Here is a 17,147-nt window from a genome sequence, read left to right as displayed (position 1 = left end):
ACAAGCCTCAAAAAGGCATCGGTCCGGCCGCAAATTGATGCTTTTCGCGCGCAATAATTTTCCCTACTCACTGCTTGAAAGCAACGAGAGGTGCGGCGATGGCGATGCCATTCTACTGGAACGAACTCAATACCGGCGATTTCGCCGGCCTTTCGCCCGACACGACCATTGCCATCCTTCCGATCGCCTCTACGGAACAGCACGGTCCGCACCTGCCGATCGCGACCGATGTTGCGATTGCCAACGGAATGCTGGCGGAGCTTCGAAAGCAGAAGCCCGCCGATCTCGATTTCCTTGTTCTGCCGACGCAGGAGATCGGCAAGGCGAATGAACATGTTTATGGGCCGGGAACGCTGTCGCTCAGCGCGGAACTCTTGATTCCGGTCTGGACGGCGATCGGCGCCAAGGTGGCCGAAGCCGGCATCCGCAAGATGGTGATCGTCAATTCGCACGGCGGCAACGTCGATATCATGAGCATCGTCGCGCGCGAACTGCGCGTGCTTCACCAGATGGCCGTCGTCTCCACGCAATGGGGCCGGTTTGGACACCCGGAGGGGATGATCGGCGAACACGAGCTGAAATACGGCATCCACGGCGGCGAGGTGGAAACTTCGCTCATGCTCCATTTCCGGCCTGACCTAGTGCGAATGGACAAGGCGGAGAACTTCACCTCGAAGGCGGAGTGGATGCGCGGGCAATCGAAATACATCCAGCCGTTGCCGCCGCATTCGCTCGCCTGGATCGCCCACGATCTCAATCCCAACGGCGTCGTCGGCGACGCGTCGCTCGGGACTGCCGAAAAGGGGGAAGCGATCTGCCGCCACCAGGTCACAGGGTTCATCGAACTGCTCCATGACCTGAAGCGCTACCCGCTGTCCAATCTCTATTCGAGATAGGTCTCCGCCGCGGCACGGCTCATATCGCTGCGGGTTTTTCCGCCGCGATGTGGCCTTTGGCCTGCAATTCCTCCACCAGGCCGGCGAGTTCAGCCAGGAGATATTCGACGAAGAGGCTTGTCGCGGAATCGAGCGGCGCGCGGGCGCGGGCAAAAAGCTTCATCGGCTGGTGGCGGGCATGCGGCTCCGCGATTGGCCGGAAGACCAGCTCGCCCTGGCGGCATTCGGTGATGACGTCGAGCGGATTGAGGATCGTCAGCCCCGCGCCCGACTTGACCAGCTTTTTCAGCATCTCCGAGGCATTGGTTTCGAGCACCGGCTCGACATGCACGTCGAGGCGCGCGAGCGCCAAATTGATCACATCGCGCAGGCTGGTGCCTTGCTGCGCCAGCACCAGGCGCTCCTGGACGATATCCGCGAGGTTGATCGCGCCGGGCCCGATCAAATGATGGCCGGGTGGTAGGACGACGCCAATCGGGATATCGAAATTGCCGAGCGTGCGAATGCCTGGCGTTGCCGGAATATTGAAACCAAGGCCGATATCCACCTCGCCTGAGATCACCGGGTTGACCGTCATCGTGCCGGCGTCGTTGCGCAACTGCATGAAGACACGCGGATGCTCCGACTGGAACCGGGAAATGATGTCGGGCAGCGGACCTGCCGCCAGGCCGACCGTGGTGACGATGCGGACCTTGCCGGCCTGCTGCATCTTCAGGCTGCGGATGCGCCCTTCCAGCCGCTCGTAATTCTTCAGCACCTCGCGAATATGTTCGATGCAGAGTTCGCCGGCGGCCGTCAGCCGCAGACCGCGCGGCAGGCGCTCGAAGAGCGGCGCGCCCATCTCCTCCTCCAGCGCAAGAATTTGCCGGTTGATCGCCGACGACGCCACGTTCAGTCGCGCCGCCGCCTTGCGGATTGAGCCCGTGCGGGCGATCTCATTGATGTAGATAAGCTTTCTGGAATGCAGCATCGCAACCTCGTTGCACAAAAACAAAGCAGACGCACAAATTAGACACAGGCTTTCCCTGAGATGCCGAAAAGGCATCGTTGCGCACGAAATTTGATGCTTTTCAAAGAGCAACGCAACCGCTCCTATGAAGAAAATGGAACGTCGCGATGGGCGTTCCGCGCTCAGAAGGGGAACGCTGATCATGGCCGATGCACTGAAGAACTGGGGCCTCTCCGCACTTGCCGGTCTTGGCGGCACGCTTGCCGCCATGGCCTCCGCCCATGCGGCCGACAAGGTGAGTTACGGCACGAACTGGCTGGCCCAGGCCGAACACGGTGGATTTTACCAGGCTGTCGCCGATGGGACCTATGCGAAACACGGCCTCGACGTCACCATCGTCCAGGGCGGCCCGAACGCGGCAAACAGCGCGCTTTTGATCTCGGGCAAGATCGACTTCTACATGGGCGGTCCGCAGGGCGAAATCTCAGCCGTCGAACAAGGCATTCCGCTCGTCGATGTCGCGGCGATCTTCCAAAAGGATCCGCAGGTGCTGATCGCCCACCCGGACGCCGGCATCGAGAAATTCGAAGATCTCGCCAAGCTGAAGACGCTGTTTCTCGGCAAGGACGGCTACCTCACCTATTTCGAATGGATGAAGGCGAACTTCAAAGGCTTCAAGGACGAGCAATACAAGCCCTACAATTTCAGCCCGGCTCCGTTCCTCGCGGATAAGGAGTCCGCGCAGCAAGGCTACCTCACCTCGGAGCCCTATGAGATTGAAAAGCAGGCGGGCTTCGAACCGAAGGTCTTCCTGCTCGCCGACAACGGCTACTCTCCCTATTCGACGATGATCACCACGACGCAGGCGATGATCGACAGTAAGCCGGATGTGGTTCAGCGCTTCGTCGATGCCTCCATCGAAGGCTGGTACAACTATCTCTACGGCGACAACAGCAAGGCGAATGAGCTGATCAAGAAGGACAATCCTGAAATGACGGATGGTCAGATCGCCTATTCGATCGCCAAGATGAAGGAATACGGCATCATCGAGTCCGGCGACAGCCTGGACAAGGGCATCGGCTGCATCACCGATGCCCATTACAAGGCGTTCTTCGGCGAGATGGTCGCCATTAAGGTCTTCAAGCCGGAGACGGATTACACGAAGGCGTTCACGACGAAATTCGTCTGCAAGAGCATCGGCATGGCGATGAAGAAGTAAGTCGGCCGCAACCCCCATAATCCGCCGCGGCTGCGGCGGATTGCATCTCCCCGCATGAACGAGACAGGCAATGCCGCTAGCAGAAGCCCAGGCCGTATCCCCGCAAGAGACGCGCAAGCGGCCATTGGTCGTCATGCGCTCGGTTTCGAAGGTCTTTTCCAGCGGAACCGTCGCACTTTCGGACATGTCTCTCACCGTCGAAAGCGGCGAATTCGTCAGCCTCCTCGGCCCGTCCGGCTGCGGCAAGTCGACGGCGTTGCGCATCATCGCAGGCCTGGGGGACGTGACATCGGGAGTGATCGACTGGCCGAGTTCCCGCATCAATTCGAAAGGCCAGCCCGAGGGTGATATCGGCTTCGTCTTCCAGGAGCCGACGCTGATGCCCTGGAAGAACGTATTCGACAATGTCCACCTGCCGCTGAGGCTGAGGGGTGTTTCGAAAGCCGCGGCCGCCGACCGGATCATGGATGTACTGACCACGGTCGGTCTGCAGGATTTCGCCAAGGCCTATCCGCGCGAACTCTCCGGCGGCATGAGGATGCGGGTCTCGATCGCCCGCGCGCTGGTGACGAAACCGAAGCTTCTGCTGATGGACGAGCCCTTCGCCGCACTCGACGAAATCACCCGTCAGAAGCTCAACGACGACGTGCTGCGGCTCTGGAAGACGACCGGCATTACCGTCATCTTCGTCACCCATTCCGTCTTCGAGTCGGCCTATCTCTCCAACCGCATCGTCGTGATGAAGGCAAGGCCCGGCCGCGTGCACGCAGATGTCCCGCTAACGACCAGCCTGGAGCGCGATGCCTATTACCGCAGTTCCGAAGAATACAGGAAGGCCTGCGAGACGGTCTCCCATTCGCTCATCGGCGCAATCAATTCGGCGGGAGATCATTGATGAGTGACGAGACCGGCGCATCGCCCCATACGGATGCCGCCGGCGCCAGGCGCCGCGATCTTGCGTTGCGCATCGCCGTGCCCATGCTCGTCATCGCCCTCCTGGTGCTGAGCTGGTACGCCTATGTGAAACTGTCAGGGGTGCCGCCTTATATCCTGCCGGGTCCGGCGGCTGTGGCGAACGCCTTCGTGACCGACTGGGCCACGCTTGCGCCCGCCTTCTGGGTCACCACCAAAATCACCTTCCTGTCGCTGATGCTGGCACTTGTCGGCGGCGTCGGCTTTGCGATCTTCCTCGTGCAATCGCGCTGGATCGAACTCGCTTTCTATCCGCTCGCGGTCATTCTGCAGGTGACGCCGATCGTCGCGATCTCGCCGCTGATCCTGATCTATGCGCCCTCGACGCAGGTGGCGCTGCTGATCTGCGCCTTCCTCGTCGCCTTCTTTCCGATCCTGTCGAACATGGTCCAGGGGCTGAAGAGCGTCGACCACAATCTCATCAACCTCTTCGAACTCTACGGCGCCTCCCGCTGGCAGACACTGCTCTATCTCAAGCTGCCCGCCGCCCAGCCCTATTTCATGACAGGCCTCCGGATCGGCGGCGGCCTGGCGCTGATTGCTGCCGTCGTCGCGGAATTTGCGGCAGGATCGGCGGGTGCGGGATCCGGGCTCGCCTTCCGGCTTCTCGAAGCTCAGTACCGGCTCAACATCCCCCGCCTCTTCGCCGCGCTGCTGATGCTTTCGCTTCTCGGCGTCGCGATCTTTGCCCTCACCTCGTTCATTTCCTGGCTTGCCCTGCATCGCTGGCATGAGAGCAGCCTGAAACGGGAAAACTGATGACCTATCCCTTCATCTCCCCGCCCAATGCCGGCCGCTTCGCACTGTGCAACGCGACGCTTCCCGCCGCCGCCACCGTCGGATTTGACGCGCCTGCCGTCGAAGGTCTGGTCAACGCCGATATCGTCATCACCAATGGCGTCATCTCCGCACTGCTGCCGGCGGGCGAAACGCCGGCAGAATTCGCGAGATCCGACCTGAAGGAGGGCATGGTCTGGCCGTGTTTTGCCGACATGCACACGCACCTCGACAAGGGGCATATCTGGCCGCGCAACGCCAATGCGGACGGCACTTTCATGGGAGCGCTGGAGGCCGTGCGCACCGACCGCGAAGCGAACTGGTCAGCGGCAGATGTCTGGAAACGCATGGAATTTTCGCTGCGCTCGGCCTATGCGCACGGCACCAGCCTGATCCGCACGCATCTTGATTCGCTCGCGCCGCAGCACCGCATTTCCTTCGAGGTTTTTGCCGAGATGCGCGAGGCATGGAAGGACCGGATCGCGCTGCAGGCAGTCGCGCTCTTCCCGATGGAAAACATGGCGGATACGGCCTTTTTCGCCGACCTGGTTGCTGTCGTACGCGAAAAAGGCGGACTGATCGGCGGCGTCACCCGGATGACCGCCGATCTCGACAGCCAGCTCGATGTGCTTTTCAGGGCTGCCGCCGACAACGGCCTCGATGTTGACCTCCACGTCGACGAGACCGACGATCCCGCTGCCGAGACCTTGAAGGCGATTGCCGAGGCCGTGCTGCGCAACCGGTTCGAAGGCCAAGTAACGGCCGGCCATTGCTGCTCGCTCGCCCGCCAGGACGAGGAGGCCGCAAAGCGCACGGTCGAGCTCGTTGCAAACGTCGGCATTTCCATCGTCTCGCTGCCGATGTGCAACATGTATCTGCAGGACCGCTACCCCGGCCGCACGCCGCGCTGGCGCGGCATTACCCTTTTCAAGGAACTGGCCGCGGCCGGTGTGGCAACGGCGGTCGCCTCCGACAATACCCGCGACCCCTTCTACGCCTACGGCGATCTGGACCCGGTCGAGGTGTTCCGCGAGGCGGTGCGCATCCTGCATCTCGATCACCCATTGGATACGGCCGCGCGCATCGTCACCACTTCTCCCGCCGATATTCTCGGCCGGCCCGATATGGGCCGCATCGCCGTCGGAGCCCCGGCCGATCTCGTGCTCTTCAGCGCCCGGCGTTGGAGCGAATTTCTTTCCCGTCCGCAGTCAGACCGCATCGTCCTTCGCCGCGGCAAGGTGATTGACCGCAGCCTGCCGGACTATCGTGAACTCGACAGCGTGGTTGGAGCCTGACATGCCGGATTATCAGACAGTCAAAAAGGAACTCGAAGGCATCGCCGTCGAGGACAATCCGGCGCTGGTGCGCCAGAAGAGCCGGGACTTCTACTGGTATTCGCCGATCCTGAAGGCGCAGCTCGACAATGTGACGGCCGACCTCGTGGTCACGCCGAAGACCGAGGAAGAGGTCATCCGCACGCTGAAGGTGGCCTTCGCCCATGGCGTGCCGGTAACGCCGCGCGGCGCCGGCACCGGCAATTACGGCCAGGCCATGCCGCTTTCCGGCGGGATCGTCCTGAACCTTGCGGGCATGGACAAGGTCAAGGAAATCCATCCCGGCCGGGTGATCTGCGAACCGGGCATCGTGATTGCGCAATTAGACAGGCAAACCAAGGCGCATTCCGGCCAGGAGCTGCGCTTCCATCCATCGACGGCGCAGACGGCGACTGTCGGCGGTTTCATCGCCGGCGGCTCCGGCGGCGTCGGCTCGATCACCTGGGGCGGCCTGCGCGATCTCGGCAATATTCTGCGCCTGCGCGTCGTCACCATGGAAGCCGAACCGCGCGTGCTCGACCTCACCGGCTGGGACCTGCAGAAGGTCAGCCATGCCTACGGCACCAACGGCATCATCACCGAGATCGAAATGCCGCTGGCGCCCGCCTATGACTGGGTCGATGTGCTCGTCGGTTACGACGACTTCATGGCGGCCGTGCGCTTCTCGGATGCGCTGGCCAAATGCAACGGCATCCTCGTGAAGGAGATCGCGCCGATCGCCGCACCCATTCCGCATGATTATTTCACGCGCCACAAGCCCTATATTCGCAAGGGTCAGTCGGTGGTGGTGCTGATGATCGCGCCGCATTCGATGGACGCGTTCCTGGCCTTCGCCGCCGCGCACAAGGGGGAGGTCATCTTCCGCTCCGATACGGTCAAAAGCATGAAGGGCATTCCGCATGCTTATGAGCTTGCCTGGAACCACACGACGCTGCGTGCCCTGAAGGTTGAACCCAACTTCACCTATCTGCAGGTTCAATATCCGGGGCCGGATCACGTGGCCAAGGTCGCCAAGATGGTCGAGATCTTCGGGGACGAAGTGCCGGGCCATCTCGAATTCATCAGGTTCGACGGGCAGATCCAGTGCTCCGGTCTGCCGCTGGTGCGCTATACCTCGGAGGAACGCCTCGAGGAGATCATCAGGATCCACCAGGACCACGGCTGCCCGATCTTCAATCCGCACCGCTACACGCTCGAGGAAGGCGGCATGAAACGCACCGACAAGGTGCAACTCGCCTTCAAGCACGAGACCGACCCGAGGGGGCTCCTGAACCCCGGCAAGATGATCGCCTGGGAGAACCCGGATTTCGATTTCGATGCCGGCAAGAACTATCTCTTCCCAGGACTTGCGAGCGTCATGGAGGCCTCATGAGAGTTCTCGTCCTTCACTCGCATCCGGTCGAGGAAAGCTATGGCAAGGCGCTTTACAAACAGACGCTGGAAAGCCTTCGCAAAGCCGGTCACGAGGTGGATGCCTGCGATCTCTATGCCGAGGAATTCGATCCCGTTCTCTCACGCCACGACCGGCTCGCCTATCACGACTATCCCGGCAATACCGCGCTGGTGAAGCCCTATGTCGATCGGCTGAAACAGGCCGAAGGGCTGGTGCTGGTGACGCCTGTCTGGAATTTTGGGTTCCCGGCAATCCTCAAAGGCTATTTCGATCGCGTCTGGCTCCCGGGCGTCTCTTTCGAACTCGTCGACGGCAAGGTGGAATCTAGGCTACGCCATATCACCAAGCTCGCCGCCGTGCTGACCTACGGAGCAACCCCATTCCGCGCCTTCGTGGCGGGCAACCCGCCGAAGAGGATCGTCAAGCGCGTGCTGCGAGCGCAGATCAATCCACTGCGGCCGGTCACCTTCCTTGCCCATTACGACATGAACAATTGCACGCCTGAAACGCGGGCCCGGTTTCTGGAAAAGGTACAGACGGCGATGGAACGGTTCTGAAACGCGTCATCACAATATTTTGGCGGCGGTGACCTCGACTTCGACGAGGAATTCCGGCCGGGTGAACCCGCCGACGATGATCAACGTCGAAACCGGCTTCGGATCGAGCGTATAGCGATCGCGCACCGCCATATAGGCCGGAAAATCCTCACGCTTCGTCACGAATCCGGAAATGCGGATGACGTCCGCAAAACTCATCTCCGCATCCGCAAGAATCGCCTTGATCGCTTCGAAACAAAGCTCGGCCTGCGCGCTGATATCTTCCGGCACCCCCTCGTCGAGACCGATGCCGAGCTGGCCCGAGACGACGAGCAGCGAAGCGCCCGGCGGCACGAGGAGCCCGTGATTGTAATTTCCAAATGGACGGCGGACGGACGGCGGATTGAAAATCTTCTTCATCGGGACTTCCTGCTGAAGCGGAACACGACACATCGTTCCATCTGATTGAATAACAAGGACAGGAAAGGATGCATAGCGCGGTTTCCCCCAGCTCCTGGGCAACCCCTGTCCGACTTCAGGCGCCGTGCTCTTTCCGCTCGGCGGCCGCAAAGACGGCGCTGGCGTCGCTGACGATTTCCACATGCGCATAGGCCGCGCGCGCGGCCGCCGCGCCATCCGCCCGCATGATCGCCGTCACGATCACGTCATGCTCATCATAGGATTTCGCCAGCCGGCCGGACAGCCGGAACTGCGCGCGGCGAAAAGGTGCAAGCCGAGCCCTGCTCTGCGTTACCAGCTCATAGATGTGTTCGTTGTGCGCACCGCGATAGAGCCGGCTGTGAAATTCGGTGTTATAGGCAGCATATTCTTCGTCGGCGCCCTGACGCACGAGCCGGGCCGAGGCGCGATGCTCGATTTCCAACAGGCGCCGTTCCTCGATCGTCATCCGCTCGGCGGAAAGCCGCGCGCAAATGCCCTCGAGCTCCGCCATCGCCTCGAACATCGAATGCAGATAGGTTTCCGTCACATTGGTGACGACAGCGCTGCGGTTCGGTTCGCGCTCAATAAGCCCCATCGCTCCGAGTTCCCGGAGCGCCTCGCGTACCGGAGTACGGGACACTTCGAAACGGGCAGCCAGCGAAATTTCGTCGAGCTTGTCACCCGGCAGCATCTGCCCGGTCACGATCATGTCGGCGATTGCCCGCACCATCTGCTCGACGGTCGTTCCTGCCCGGATGATCTCCCGGCGCCGGCTCTGCTTCGATGGGTCACTCTGGTCCTTGGTCATGCTGCATACACATGCATTGTCGGCGATTCAAAGTCAAACGTGGAAGCAATTCCTTGTTTTCATTTGAACAATTTAATTCCTTCCCATCTGGAAACAAGATTCCGTTCTTTAGAATGGAGAATCTTCGCCAACTTTATGGGCTTTGCATAAATTTTATACTTTAGACCGTTCAAATTGCATACACTTACGACATCCATCAGAGGGCCTCAAAATTCCTATCGTGAATTCAGATATTTAATATTTGGCACGTCCATTGCATACACTTCCCCGTAACCAATGAACCGGCAGAACCGCCATAAGGGAGCATTCCAATGACCAAACTCCTTTCCATGAACCGCCGCAATTTTCTTCAGGCTTCTGCCGCTGCTGCCCTTGTCGGCGCCGCACCCGGCCTCCTCTCCTCGCGCGCCCTTGCCCAGAGCGCCCTTACCGTCGGCTTCATCTATGTCGGTCCTAAGGACGACTATGGCTACAACCAGGCGCATGCCGAGGGTGCAGCCGCCGTCAAGGCGCTGCCCGGCGTCACCGTCGTCGAGGAAGAGAACGTGCCGGAGACGGTGGACGTCCAGAAGACGATGGAATCGATGATCAACCTCGATGGCGCGGCTCTGCTTTTCCCGACCTCCTTCGGCTATTTCGATCCGCACATGCTGGCGATGGCCGCCAAATATCCCGATACCCAGTTCCGCCATTGCGGCGGCCTCTGGCAGGAGGGCAAGCACCCGGCCAATACCGGCTCTTATTTCGGTTACATCTTTCAGGGCCAGTATCTGAACGGCATCGCCGCCGGCCACGCGACGAAAAGCAGGAAGATCGGCTTCGTCGCCGCCAAGCCGATCCCGCAGGTGCTGCAGAACATCAATGCCTTCCTGCTCGGTGCACGCACCGTCGATCCGACGATTACCTGCCAGGTGATCTTCACCGGCGAATGGTCGCTGGCCGTCAAGGAAGCCGAAGCCACCAACGCATTGGTCGATCAAGGCGCCGATGTCATCACCTGCCATGTCGACAGCCCGAAGGTCGTCGTCGAGACGGCAGCCGGCCGCGGCGCCTTCGTCTGCGGCTATCACGCCAACCAGAGCCCGCTTGCCCCCGAGAAGTACCTGACCGGCGCCGAATGGGCCTGGGGCAATGTCTACAGCGACTTCGTCAAAAAGGCCCAGGCCGGCGAAAAGCTCGGCAACTTCGTGCGCGGCGGCCTAAAGGACGGCTTCGTCAAGATGAGCGCACTCGGCCCCGGCGTTTCCGAAGCCGGGCGCAAGGCTTTTGAGGCCACCCATGCCGAGATGATGAAAGGCGGCTTCTCGGTCTTCAAGGGACCAATCAAGGACAATAAGGGCAGCACGGTCGTGACCGCCGACAAGAGCTACGCCGAAGACGCGATCGAACTAGAAAGCATGAACTACCTGGTCGAGGGTGTTGTCGGGTCGACGGCGTAAACCGCGAAGGGAGAAGCGCCATGACCGGCCAGGCCAACGATCCCGCAATATCCATCGCCGAAACCCCGGCTTCGCTGCGCCACATCCTCGAATGGATCGCGCGAAAAGCCGAACCTCTTCTCATCGGCCTTGCCGCCATCCTGATCGGTCTTGCGCTCTTCTCCCTGTTCATCCTGGCGATCGGCAAATCGCCGGCAGTGCTTTTAGGACTCATGTATACCGGCGGCTTCGGCAGCTGGTTTTCGGTGCAGAACAGCTTAAGCCGTGCCGCACCCCTGCTCCTGACGGCACTCTGCGTCGCCCTGCCCGCCCGCCTCGGCCTCGTCATCATCGGCGGGGAAGGAGCGGTCGTGCTGGGCGGCGTTGCCGCCGCGGCCATGGCCATGCCGCTCGCGGGTTCGGCGCCGGTCTTGCTGACGCTCATTCTCATGGGAATTGCCGCGATGGCGGTCGGCGGCATCTGGATCGGCCTTGCCGGTTTCCTGCGCCATTACCGCGGCGTCAACGAGACCATCTCGTCGCTGCTGCTCTCCTATATCGCCATCGCCTTGATGAACCAGTTCGTCGAAGGGCCGCTGCGCGATCCTGCAAGCCTCAACAAGCCGTCAACCAAACCGCTGCCGGCCGACTACATGCTCGGCAACATCCCCGGCATGGACGTGCATTGGGGCCTTGTCATCGGCGTTGTCGCCTGCATTCTCTCCTGGATTCTGATCGAAGTGACGAGCTACGGCTTTGCCGCCCGTATTGCCGGCGGCAATGTGCGCGCGGCACAGATTCAAGGATTGCCCGTGGGTCGGCTGATCGCCGGCTTCACCGCGATCGCCGGCAGCTTCGCCGGACTTGCCGGCATGATCGAGGTCGCAGCCGTCCAGGGCAGCGCTAATGCTTCGCTCGCCGCCGGCTACGGCTATACCGGCATCCTCGTCGCCTTCCTTGCACGCCACAATCCGCTGGCGATCATTCCGGTCGCGATCCTGCTCGGCGGCATCGACGCCTCGGGCGGCCTGATCCAGCGCCGCATGGGCCTGCCCGATGCCACGGTGCTGGTGCTGCAAGGCATGCTCTTCCTCGTCATCCTCTTCTGCGAGACCTTCTACGGCCGCTTCAAGATCTTCAATCCCGACCTCTGGAAAAGGAGCCTCTGATGGAAGAGACCGGCATCGGCGCCTGGGGCGTGCCCCTCGCCATCCTTGCAGGCGCCATCCGCGTGTCCACCCCCTTCATCTTCGTCAGCCTGGGAGAGACGATCACCGAGCGCTCCGGCCGTATCAATCTCGGCCTCGAAGGCACGCTCGTCTTCGGCGCGATGACGGCCTATGCCGTCGCCGTCATGAGCAACTCCCCCTGGCTCGGCGTGCTTGCGGCCATGGCGACAGGCGCGATCTTCGGCCTCGTCCATGGCTGGATCTGCAAATGGCCGAAGGTCAACGATATCGCGATCGGCATCGCCATGATGCAGTTCGGCCTGGGGCTCGCCTTCTTTTTCGGCAAGCCGTTCATTCAGCCGGCAGCGCCGCATCTGCCGGCAATTCCACTCGGCTTCTGGTCCAGCCTGCCGCAAATCCAGGCGGCGTTGAACATCAACGTGCTGTTCCTCCTCGGAGCCGCCCTCGCCTTCGTTCTCTGGTGGGCGTTCAGGAATACCCGCGTCGGTCTCGTCCTGCGCGTCGTCGGCGACAGTACGGATGCAGCGCGGGCAATGGGCATCGATCCGGATCACGTGCGACTGCTCGCCACCGCCGTTGGCGGTTCGCTGGCGGCGATCGGCGGCGCCTATCTGTCGCTCTATTATCCCGGCTCCTGGAACGAGGGCATTTCCTCCGGTCAAGGCCTGATGGCCGTGGCCCTCGTCATCTTCGCCAGATGGAATCCGATCGGCTGCTTCCTTGCCGCCCTGCTCTTCGGCGGCGCCGGCGCGCTCGGACCGGCGTTGCAATCGGTCGGGGTGAGCGAGGGTTATTATCTCTTCTATGCCGCCCCTTACGTGCTCACCCTCGTCATCATGATCGCCACCTCCTCGCCGACACGTTCGCTCGCCGGTGCGCCCGGTGCGCTTTCCCTGACAAAGTAGCATGAAAGGACCCAAGCGATGAACGGTCTCGGCGGGTTGAACAAATCGGAACATGGCGTCGGCGTCGGTCTCGTCCAATTGCAGCTTCCCGTCACCGTCACTCGGGAAGACCTTGCCCGCCAGACACAGGTGATCGTCGATCTCGTCGGTAAAGCGCGACGCAACCAGCTTGGCATGGACCTGGTTGTTTTCCCTGAATATGCCCTTCACGGCCTGTCGATGGATATCAATCCCGAGATCATGTGCACGCTCGACGGGGCGGAGGTCGCAGCCTTCAAGAAGGCTTGCAAAGAGAACGCGATATGGGGCTGCTTCTCGATCATGGAGCTGAACCCTGAAGGCATGCCCTATAACTCCGGCATCGTTATCGATGATAAGGGCGAGCTGAAGCTCTATTATCGCAAGATGCACCCATGGGTGCCAGTCGAACCATGGGAGCCAGGCAATGCCGGCATCCCGGTCATCGACGGGCCAAAAGGCGCAAAGCTATCGCTCATCATCTGCCATGACGGTATGTTCCCGGAGATGGCACGCGAATGCGCCTACAAGGGTGCGGAAATAATGATCCGCACGGCCGGCTACACCGCGCCGATTCGCGAAAGCTGGAAATTCACCAATCAGTCGAATGCCTTCTGCAATCTCATGGTTACGGCGAGCGTCTGCATGTGCGGCTCGGACGGCACCTTCGATTCCATGGGCGAAGGCATGATCTGCAATTTCGACGGCTCGATCATTGCTCACGGCACATCGGGCCGTGTCAACGAAATCATCACCGCCGAAGTTCGTCCCGATCTCGTGCGCGAAGCGCGGCTCGGCTGGGGTGTCGAAAACAATATCTACCAATTCGGCCATCGCGGCTATGTCGCTGTCTCCGGCGGCGCGGGTGACGCGCCCTATACCTACATGCACGACCTCGTCGCCGGCAAATACCACCTTCCTTGGGAGGATCGGGTGAAGGTCACGGACGGTACGTCCTGCGGCTTCGAGAAGCCGACGCGGCGCTACGGCGAAACATTCAAGCTCGCGGGCGAATAGGAGAAGAAGACGATGGACGCCATGGTCGAAACCAAAGGACATTATATCGATGCGGACCCCTATGCCTGGCCGTATAACGGCGATCTGAGACCGGAGAACACGGCCCTCATCATCATCGACATGCAGACGGATTTCTGCGGCAAGGGCGGCTATGTCGATCACATGGGTTATGACCTGTCGCTCGTCCAGGCGCCGATCGAGCCGATCAAACGCGTGCTGGCCGCCATGCGCGCCAAGGGCTATCACATCATCCACACGCGCGAGGGCCATCGGCCCGACCTTGCCGACCTGCCGGCCAACAAACGCTGGCGCTCGCAGCGGATCGGCGCCGGCATCGGCGATCCGGGTCCTTGCGGGCGTATCCTGACCCGCGGCGAACCCGGATGGGACATCATCTCCGAACTCTATCCGATCGAAGGCGAAACGATCATCGACAAGCCCGGCAAGGGTTCCTTCTGCGCCACCGACCTTGAATTGATCCTCAACCAGAAGCGCATCGCAAACATCATCCTGACCGGCATCACCACCGATGTCTGCGTCTCCACCACGATGCGCGAGGCCAATGACCGCGGTTTCGAATGCCTGCTGCTGGAAGATTGCTGCGGCGCGACCGATTACGGCAACCATCTTGCCGCCATCAAGATGGTGAAGATGCAGGGCGGCGTCTTCGGCTCTGTCTCCAATTCGCAAACGCTTGTGAGCCAGCTGCCATGAGCACCGTCCGCGACACACCTCTCCCGCACGCCGGTAAAGCCGTCGGCATCGATACGCTCGACATGACGATGCGCTTCGGCAGCTTCACGGCCCTCGACCGCGTCTCGATCAAGGTGCCCGCCGGCAGCTTCCATGCGCTTCTCGGCGAAAACGGCGCCGGCAAATCGACCCTCGTCAAATGCATCATGGGCTTCTACCACGCCACGGCGGGCGCGCTTTCCGTCGACAGCCGCGAAGTGGCCATCGCCTCACCCAAGGACGCCGCGATCTATGGCCTCGGCATGGTCTATCAGCACTTCACACTCGTCCCGTCGCTGACCGGCGCCGAAAACCTTGTCATCAGCCGCGCCGAAGTGCCCGCCATCATCAACTGGGCGAAGGAGCGGACGGACCTTGCCGCCTTCATGGAGCGCATGCCGTTCAGGATCCCGCTGGACCGCCCCGTGAGCGAGCTTGCCGCCGGCGAGAAGCAGAAGCTGGAGATCGTCAAGCAGCTCTATCTCGGCCGCTCTTTTCTCGTTCTCGACGAACCGACCTCGGTGCTGACGCCTGCCGAAGCCGACGAGATGCTCGGCCTCATCAGGGGAATGACCGAGCGCGGCGAACTGACCGTGCTGATGATTTCGCACAAGTTCCACGAGGTGACGAAGTTCGCCGATGCCGTCTCGATCCTGCGGCGCGGCAGGCTGGTCGGCACCGGCAAGGTCGGCGATCTCTCGACATCGGATATGGCCGCGATGATGATCGGCGACGTGAAGCTTGCCGAGCTCGACAGCCGTGTTCCCATCTCCGAAAACGCCAGGCCCGTCCTTGCGGTGGAACAGGTCAAGGCGCCGGACCGCTCCGGTCTCAAGACCATCGCGATCGATAATCTCATGGTCCGATCCGGCGAGATCGTCGGCATTGCCGGCATTTCAGGCAACGGTCAGAAAGAGCTGACGGAAATTCTCGCCGGCCAGCGGCCGACCGACACCGGCCGCGTGAGCGTCAATGGCGAGGTCTATGGTGCGACGCGCTCCGAGACCCGCAGAAACAACGTCCGTTTCATCCCCGAGGAACCGCTGCAGAACGCCTGCGCCCCGCGCATGACGGTCAGCGAAAATCTCGCCTTCCGGACCTTCGACCTGAAGGCGGATGGCAAGGATGCGATCTGGCTGAACAAGGGCAAGATGAAAAAGCGGGCGGCGGCGCTGATTTCGGATTTCAAGGTGAAGACCGCCTCCTCATCCTCGCCGATCGCCGCACTTTCAGGCGGCAACGTGCAGCGCGCCGTGCTCGCCCGCGAACTGACCGGCGAAGTGGACCTGCTGATCGTCTCCAATCCCTGTTTCGGCCTCGACTTCTCGGCTGTCGCCGAAATCCGGGCCCGCATCATGAAGGCCCGCAATTCCGGCACGGCAGTGCTGCTGCTGTCGGAAGATCTCGACGAACTGCTCGAGATGTCCGACCGCATCATGGTCATTTCCGAAGGCAGGCTGGTCTACGAGACACCGGCGCGTGCGGCCGATATCGCCGTGATCGGCGCCCACATGGCGGGGCATCATTGATGGCCGAGATCAAGGCAGAACCCTTCGCTTTCCCGGTAAAGCACGACCAGCTCGCCCTTATCGTCATCGATATGCAGCGCGATTTTGCCGAGCCCGGCGGCTTCGGCGCAAGCCTCGGCAACGACGTGAGCCGCATCGGCAGGATCGTCCCGGATGTCAAACGCCTGATCCAGGGCTTCCGCTATGCCGGGCTGCCGGTCATCCATACGATGGAATGCCACAGACCCGACCTTTCGGATCTGCCGCCGTCAAAACGCGACCGCGGCAATCCCATGCTCAGGATCGGCGACGAAGGCCCCATGGGCCGCATCCTCATAGCTGGCGAGCCGGGAACGGCGATCCTACCGGAGCTTGCTCCGATCGATGGCGAAGTGGTCATCGAAAAGCCCGGCAAAGGCGCCTTCTATGCCACCGGACTCGCGGAGGCGCTGCAGCGAAAGGGCATCAGACAACTGGTCTTTGCTGGCGTGACCACCGAGGTCTGCGTTCAGACGACCATGCGCGAGGCGAACGACCGCGGCTATGAGTGCTTGCTCGCCGAGGAGGCGACGGAAAGCTACTTTCCCGAGTTCAAGGCCGCCGCCATCGCCATGATCCGCGCCCAGGGCGCGATCGTCGGCTGGACCGCCCGTGTCGACGACATTCTGGAAAGCATTGCCCATGCCTGAAACCACCCGCGAACTTCTGACATCCGGCGGCTGGAAGGAATTGGCATTCGGCCCCTTTCGCGACGACGTGACCATCCATTGGATCCGTTCCTTCGAGGACGATCAGCCGGGTGTGGCGCTGCTGAAATACGAGGCCGGCGCCAGCGTTCCGCGCCATCGGCACGAGGGACTGGAAACAATTCTCGTTCTTGATGGCGTACAATCCGACGAGGCGGGCGATTATGGTCGCGGCAGTTATATCGTCAACGCTCCCGGTACCGAACATTCGGTCTGGAGCGAAACCGGCTGCGTCGTGCTCATCCAATGGGATCGGCCGGTGAAAATACTGGAATAGGACGTCGCATA

Annotated in this window: 18 protein-coding genes; 15 read left to right on the top strand and 3 right to left on the bottom strand. The window is 61.4% G+C overall.

Features of this window, described 5'->3' with window-relative positions; translation table 11 throughout:
- Positions 1-98 precede the first annotated feature (98 nt).
- A complete protein-coding gene (locus AMC88_RS27765) occupies positions 99-896 on the top strand; it encodes a creatininase family protein (RefSeq protein WP_012489683.1) in 798 nt (265 codons plus the stop codon).
- A 19-nt stretch (positions 897-915) separates the two neighbouring features.
- On the opposite strand, the gene AMC88_RS27760 is transcribed toward AMC88_RS27765, so the two are convergent.
- Positions 916-1,866, bottom strand: coding sequence for a LysR family transcriptional regulator (locus AMC88_RS27760; RefSeq protein ID WP_012489682.1), 951 nt, complete (start codon positions 1,864-1,866; stop codon positions 916-918).
- A 181-nt stretch (positions 1,867-2,047) separates the two neighbouring features.
- Here AMC88_RS27760 and AMC88_RS27755 point away from each other — a divergent pair, with 181 nt between their 5' ends.
- The 6 genes from AMC88_RS27755 to AMC88_RS27730 all read left to right on the top strand — a co-directional run bounded on the left by AMC88_RS27755 (position 2,048) and on the right by AMC88_RS27730 (position 8,097).
- Positions 2,048-3,064, top strand: coding sequence for an ABC transporter substrate-binding protein (locus AMC88_RS27755; RefSeq protein ID WP_037146302.1), 1,017 nt, complete (start codon positions 2,048-2,050; stop codon positions 3,062-3,064).
- A 70-nt stretch (positions 3,065-3,134) separates the two neighbouring features.
- Positions 3,135-3,959 carry an ABC transporter ATP-binding protein gene (locus AMC88_RS27750; protein ID WP_064820110.1) on the top strand — a complete coding sequence of 275 codons (825 nt, stop codon included), beginning with the start codon at positions 3,135-3,137 and terminating at the stop codon, positions 3,957-3,959.
- Positions 3,959-4,795: an ABC transporter permease gene (locus AMC88_RS27745; protein ID WP_037146223.1), complete on the top strand. Its 837-nt coding sequence runs from the start codon at positions 3,959-3,961 to the stop codon at positions 4,793-4,795. The genes AMC88_RS27750 and AMC88_RS27745 overlap by 1 nt, the downstream gene beginning before the upstream one ends.
- Positions 4,795-6,108 (top strand): cytosine deaminase, encoded by a 1,314-nt coding sequence (locus AMC88_RS27740; RefSeq protein ID WP_064820109.1) that lies wholly within the window; start codon positions 4,795-4,797, stop codon positions 6,106-6,108. Before AMC88_RS27745 ends, AMC88_RS27740 begins: the two co-directional genes overlap by 1 nt.
- Before the next feature lies 1 nt (position 6,109).
- On the top strand, positions 6,110-7,519 hold the full coding sequence (locus AMC88_RS27735; protein WP_064820108.1) for an FAD-binding oxidoreductase: 1,410 nt from the start codon (positions 6,110-6,112) through the stop codon (positions 7,517-7,519).
- The gene (locus AMC88_RS27730; RefSeq protein WP_064820107.1) at positions 7,516-8,097 is read left to right on the top strand and encodes an NAD(P)H-dependent oxidoreductase; all 582 of its coding nucleotides are present in this window, start codon (positions 7,516-7,518) and stop codon (positions 8,095-8,097) included. Before AMC88_RS27735 ends, AMC88_RS27730 begins: the two co-directional genes overlap by 4 nt.
- Before the next feature lie 9 nt (positions 8,098-8,106).
- On the opposite strand, the gene AMC88_RS27725 is transcribed toward AMC88_RS27730, so the two are convergent.
- Positions 8,107-8,496 (bottom strand): RidA family protein, encoded by a 390-nt coding sequence (locus AMC88_RS27725; RefSeq protein WP_064820106.1) that lies wholly within the window; start codon positions 8,494-8,496, stop codon positions 8,107-8,109.
- 115 nt (positions 8,497-8,611) lie between these two features.
- The gene (locus AMC88_RS27720) at positions 8,612-9,325 is read right to left on the bottom strand and encodes a GntR family transcriptional regulator (RefSeq protein WP_064820105.1); all 714 of its coding nucleotides are present in this window, start codon (positions 9,323-9,325) and stop codon (positions 8,612-8,614) included.
- A gap of 311 nt (positions 9,326-9,636) precedes the next feature.
- On the opposite strand from AMC88_RS27720, the gene AMC88_RS27715 reads away from it, so the two are divergent.
- From AMC88_RS27715 to AMC88_RS27680, 8 genes are read left to right on the top strand one after another with little or no spacing between them, the layout of a single operon-like run.
- Positions 9,637-10,764, top strand: a complete 1,128-nt coding sequence (locus AMC88_RS27715) for a BMP family ABC transporter substrate-binding protein (RefSeq protein WP_064820104.1) — start codon at positions 9,637-9,639, stop codon at positions 10,762-10,764.
- A 20-nt stretch (positions 10,765-10,784) separates the two neighbouring features.
- Complete coding sequence (locus AMC88_RS27710; RefSeq protein ID WP_064820103.1) at positions 10,785-11,912, top strand: ABC transporter permease; 1,128 nt, start codon at positions 10,785-10,787, stop codon at positions 11,910-11,912.
- Positions 11,912-12,838 (top strand): ABC transporter permease, encoded by a 927-nt coding sequence (locus AMC88_RS27705; protein ID WP_037146232.1) that lies wholly within the window; start codon positions 11,912-11,914, stop codon positions 12,836-12,838. Before AMC88_RS27710 ends, AMC88_RS27705 begins: the two co-directional genes overlap by 1 nt.
- An 18-nt stretch (positions 12,839-12,856) precedes the next feature.
- Positions 12,857-13,873 (top strand): formamidase, encoded by a 1,017-nt coding sequence (locus tag AMC88_RS27700; RefSeq protein ID WP_037146234.1) that lies wholly within the window; start codon positions 12,857-12,859, stop codon positions 13,871-13,873.
- 12 nt (positions 13,874-13,885) lie between these two features.
- Entirely contained in the window at positions 13,886-14,587 is a 702-nt protein-coding gene (gene biuH, locus AMC88_RS27695) for a biuret amidohydrolase (protein ID WP_016735441.1), read from the top strand.
- Positions 14,584-16,134, top strand: a complete 1,551-nt coding sequence (locus AMC88_RS27690) for an ABC transporter ATP-binding protein (RefSeq protein ID WP_037146237.1) — start codon at positions 14,584-14,586, stop codon at positions 16,132-16,134. Before biuH ends, AMC88_RS27690 begins: the two co-directional genes overlap by 4 nt.
- Positions 16,134-16,802, top strand: a complete 669-nt coding sequence (locus tag AMC88_RS27685) for a cysteine hydrolase family protein (protein WP_037146239.1) — start codon at positions 16,134-16,136, stop codon at positions 16,800-16,802. The genes AMC88_RS27690 and AMC88_RS27685 overlap by 1 nt, the downstream gene beginning before the upstream one ends.
- Complete coding sequence (locus AMC88_RS27680; RefSeq protein WP_037146241.1) at positions 16,795-17,136, top strand: cupin domain-containing protein; 342 nt, start codon at positions 16,795-16,797, stop codon at positions 17,134-17,136. The genes AMC88_RS27685 and AMC88_RS27680 overlap by 8 nt, the downstream gene beginning before the upstream one ends.
- Positions 17,137-17,147: the final 11 nt, after the last annotated feature.

Origin of the sequence: Rhizobium phaseoli (assembly GCF_001664385.1) — a bacterium.
In the GTDB taxonomy this organism is placed as follows: Bacteria; Pseudomonadota; Alphaproteobacteria; order Rhizobiales; family Rhizobiaceae; genus Rhizobium; species Rhizobium phaseoli.
This window is presented reverse-complemented; position numbering and strand designations above follow the sequence as displayed.

What these genes read in the sequence shown, in the direction of transcription:
- AMC88_RS27765 (WP_012489683.1), top strand. Translation starts at nt 99, where the DNA reads ATGGCGATGCCATTCTACTGGAACGAACTCAATACCGGCGATTTCGCC.
- AMC88_RS27760 (WP_012489682.1), bottom strand. Translation starts at nt 1,866, where the DNA reads ATGCTGCATTCCAGAAAGCTTATCTACATCAATGAGATCGCCCGCACG.
- AMC88_RS27755 (WP_037146302.1), top strand. Translation starts at nt 2,048, where the DNA reads ATGGCCGATGCACTGAAGAACTGGGGCCTCTCCGCACTTGCCGGTCTT.
- AMC88_RS27750 (WP_064820110.1), top strand. Translation starts at nt 3,135, where the DNA reads ATGCCGCTAGCAGAAGCCCAGGCCGTATCCCCGCAAGAGACGCGCAAG.
- AMC88_RS27745 (WP_037146223.1), top strand. Translation starts at nt 3,959, where the DNA reads ATGAGTGACGAGACCGGCGCATCGCCCCATACGGATGCCGCCGGCGCC.
- AMC88_RS27740 (WP_064820109.1), top strand. Translation starts at nt 4,795, where the DNA reads ATGACCTATCCCTTCATCTCCCCGCCCAATGCCGGCCGCTTCGCACTG.
- AMC88_RS27735 (WP_064820108.1), top strand. Translation starts at nt 6,110, where the DNA reads ATGCCGGATTATCAGACAGTCAAAAAGGAACTCGAAGGCATCGCCGTC.
- AMC88_RS27730 (WP_064820107.1), top strand. Translation starts at nt 7,516, where the DNA reads ATGAGAGTTCTCGTCCTTCACTCGCATCCGGTCGAGGAAAGCTATGGC.
- AMC88_RS27725 (WP_064820106.1), bottom strand. Translation starts at nt 8,496, where the DNA reads ATGAAGAAGATTTTCAATCCGCCGTCCGTCCGCCGTCCATTTGGAAAT.
- AMC88_RS27720 (WP_064820105.1), bottom strand. Translation starts at nt 9,325, where the DNA reads ATGACCAAGGACCAGAGTGACCCATCGAAGCAGAGCCGGCGCCGGGAG.
- AMC88_RS27715 (WP_064820104.1), top strand. Translation starts at nt 9,637, where the DNA reads ATGACCAAACTCCTTTCCATGAACCGCCGCAATTTTCTTCAGGCTTCT.
- AMC88_RS27710 (WP_064820103.1), top strand. Translation starts at nt 10,785, where the DNA reads ATGACCGGCCAGGCCAACGATCCCGCAATATCCATCGCCGAAACCCCG.
- AMC88_RS27705 (WP_037146232.1), top strand. Translation starts at nt 11,912, where the DNA reads ATGGAAGAGACCGGCATCGGCGCCTGGGGCGTGCCCCTCGCCATCCTT.
- AMC88_RS27700 (WP_037146234.1), top strand. Translation starts at nt 12,857, where the DNA reads ATGAACGGTCTCGGCGGGTTGAACAAATCGGAACATGGCGTCGGCGTC.
- biuH (WP_016735441.1), top strand. Translation starts at nt 13,886, where the DNA reads ATGGACGCCATGGTCGAAACCAAAGGACATTATATCGATGCGGACCCC.
- AMC88_RS27690 (WP_037146237.1), top strand. Translation starts at nt 14,584, where the DNA reads ATGAGCACCGTCCGCGACACACCTCTCCCGCACGCCGGTAAAGCCGTC.
- AMC88_RS27685 (WP_037146239.1), top strand. Translation starts at nt 16,134, where the DNA reads ATGGCCGAGATCAAGGCAGAACCCTTCGCTTTCCCGGTAAAGCACGAC.
- AMC88_RS27680 (WP_037146241.1), top strand. Translation starts at nt 16,795, where the DNA reads ATGCCTGAAACCACCCGCGAACTTCTGACATCCGGCGGCTGGAAGGAA.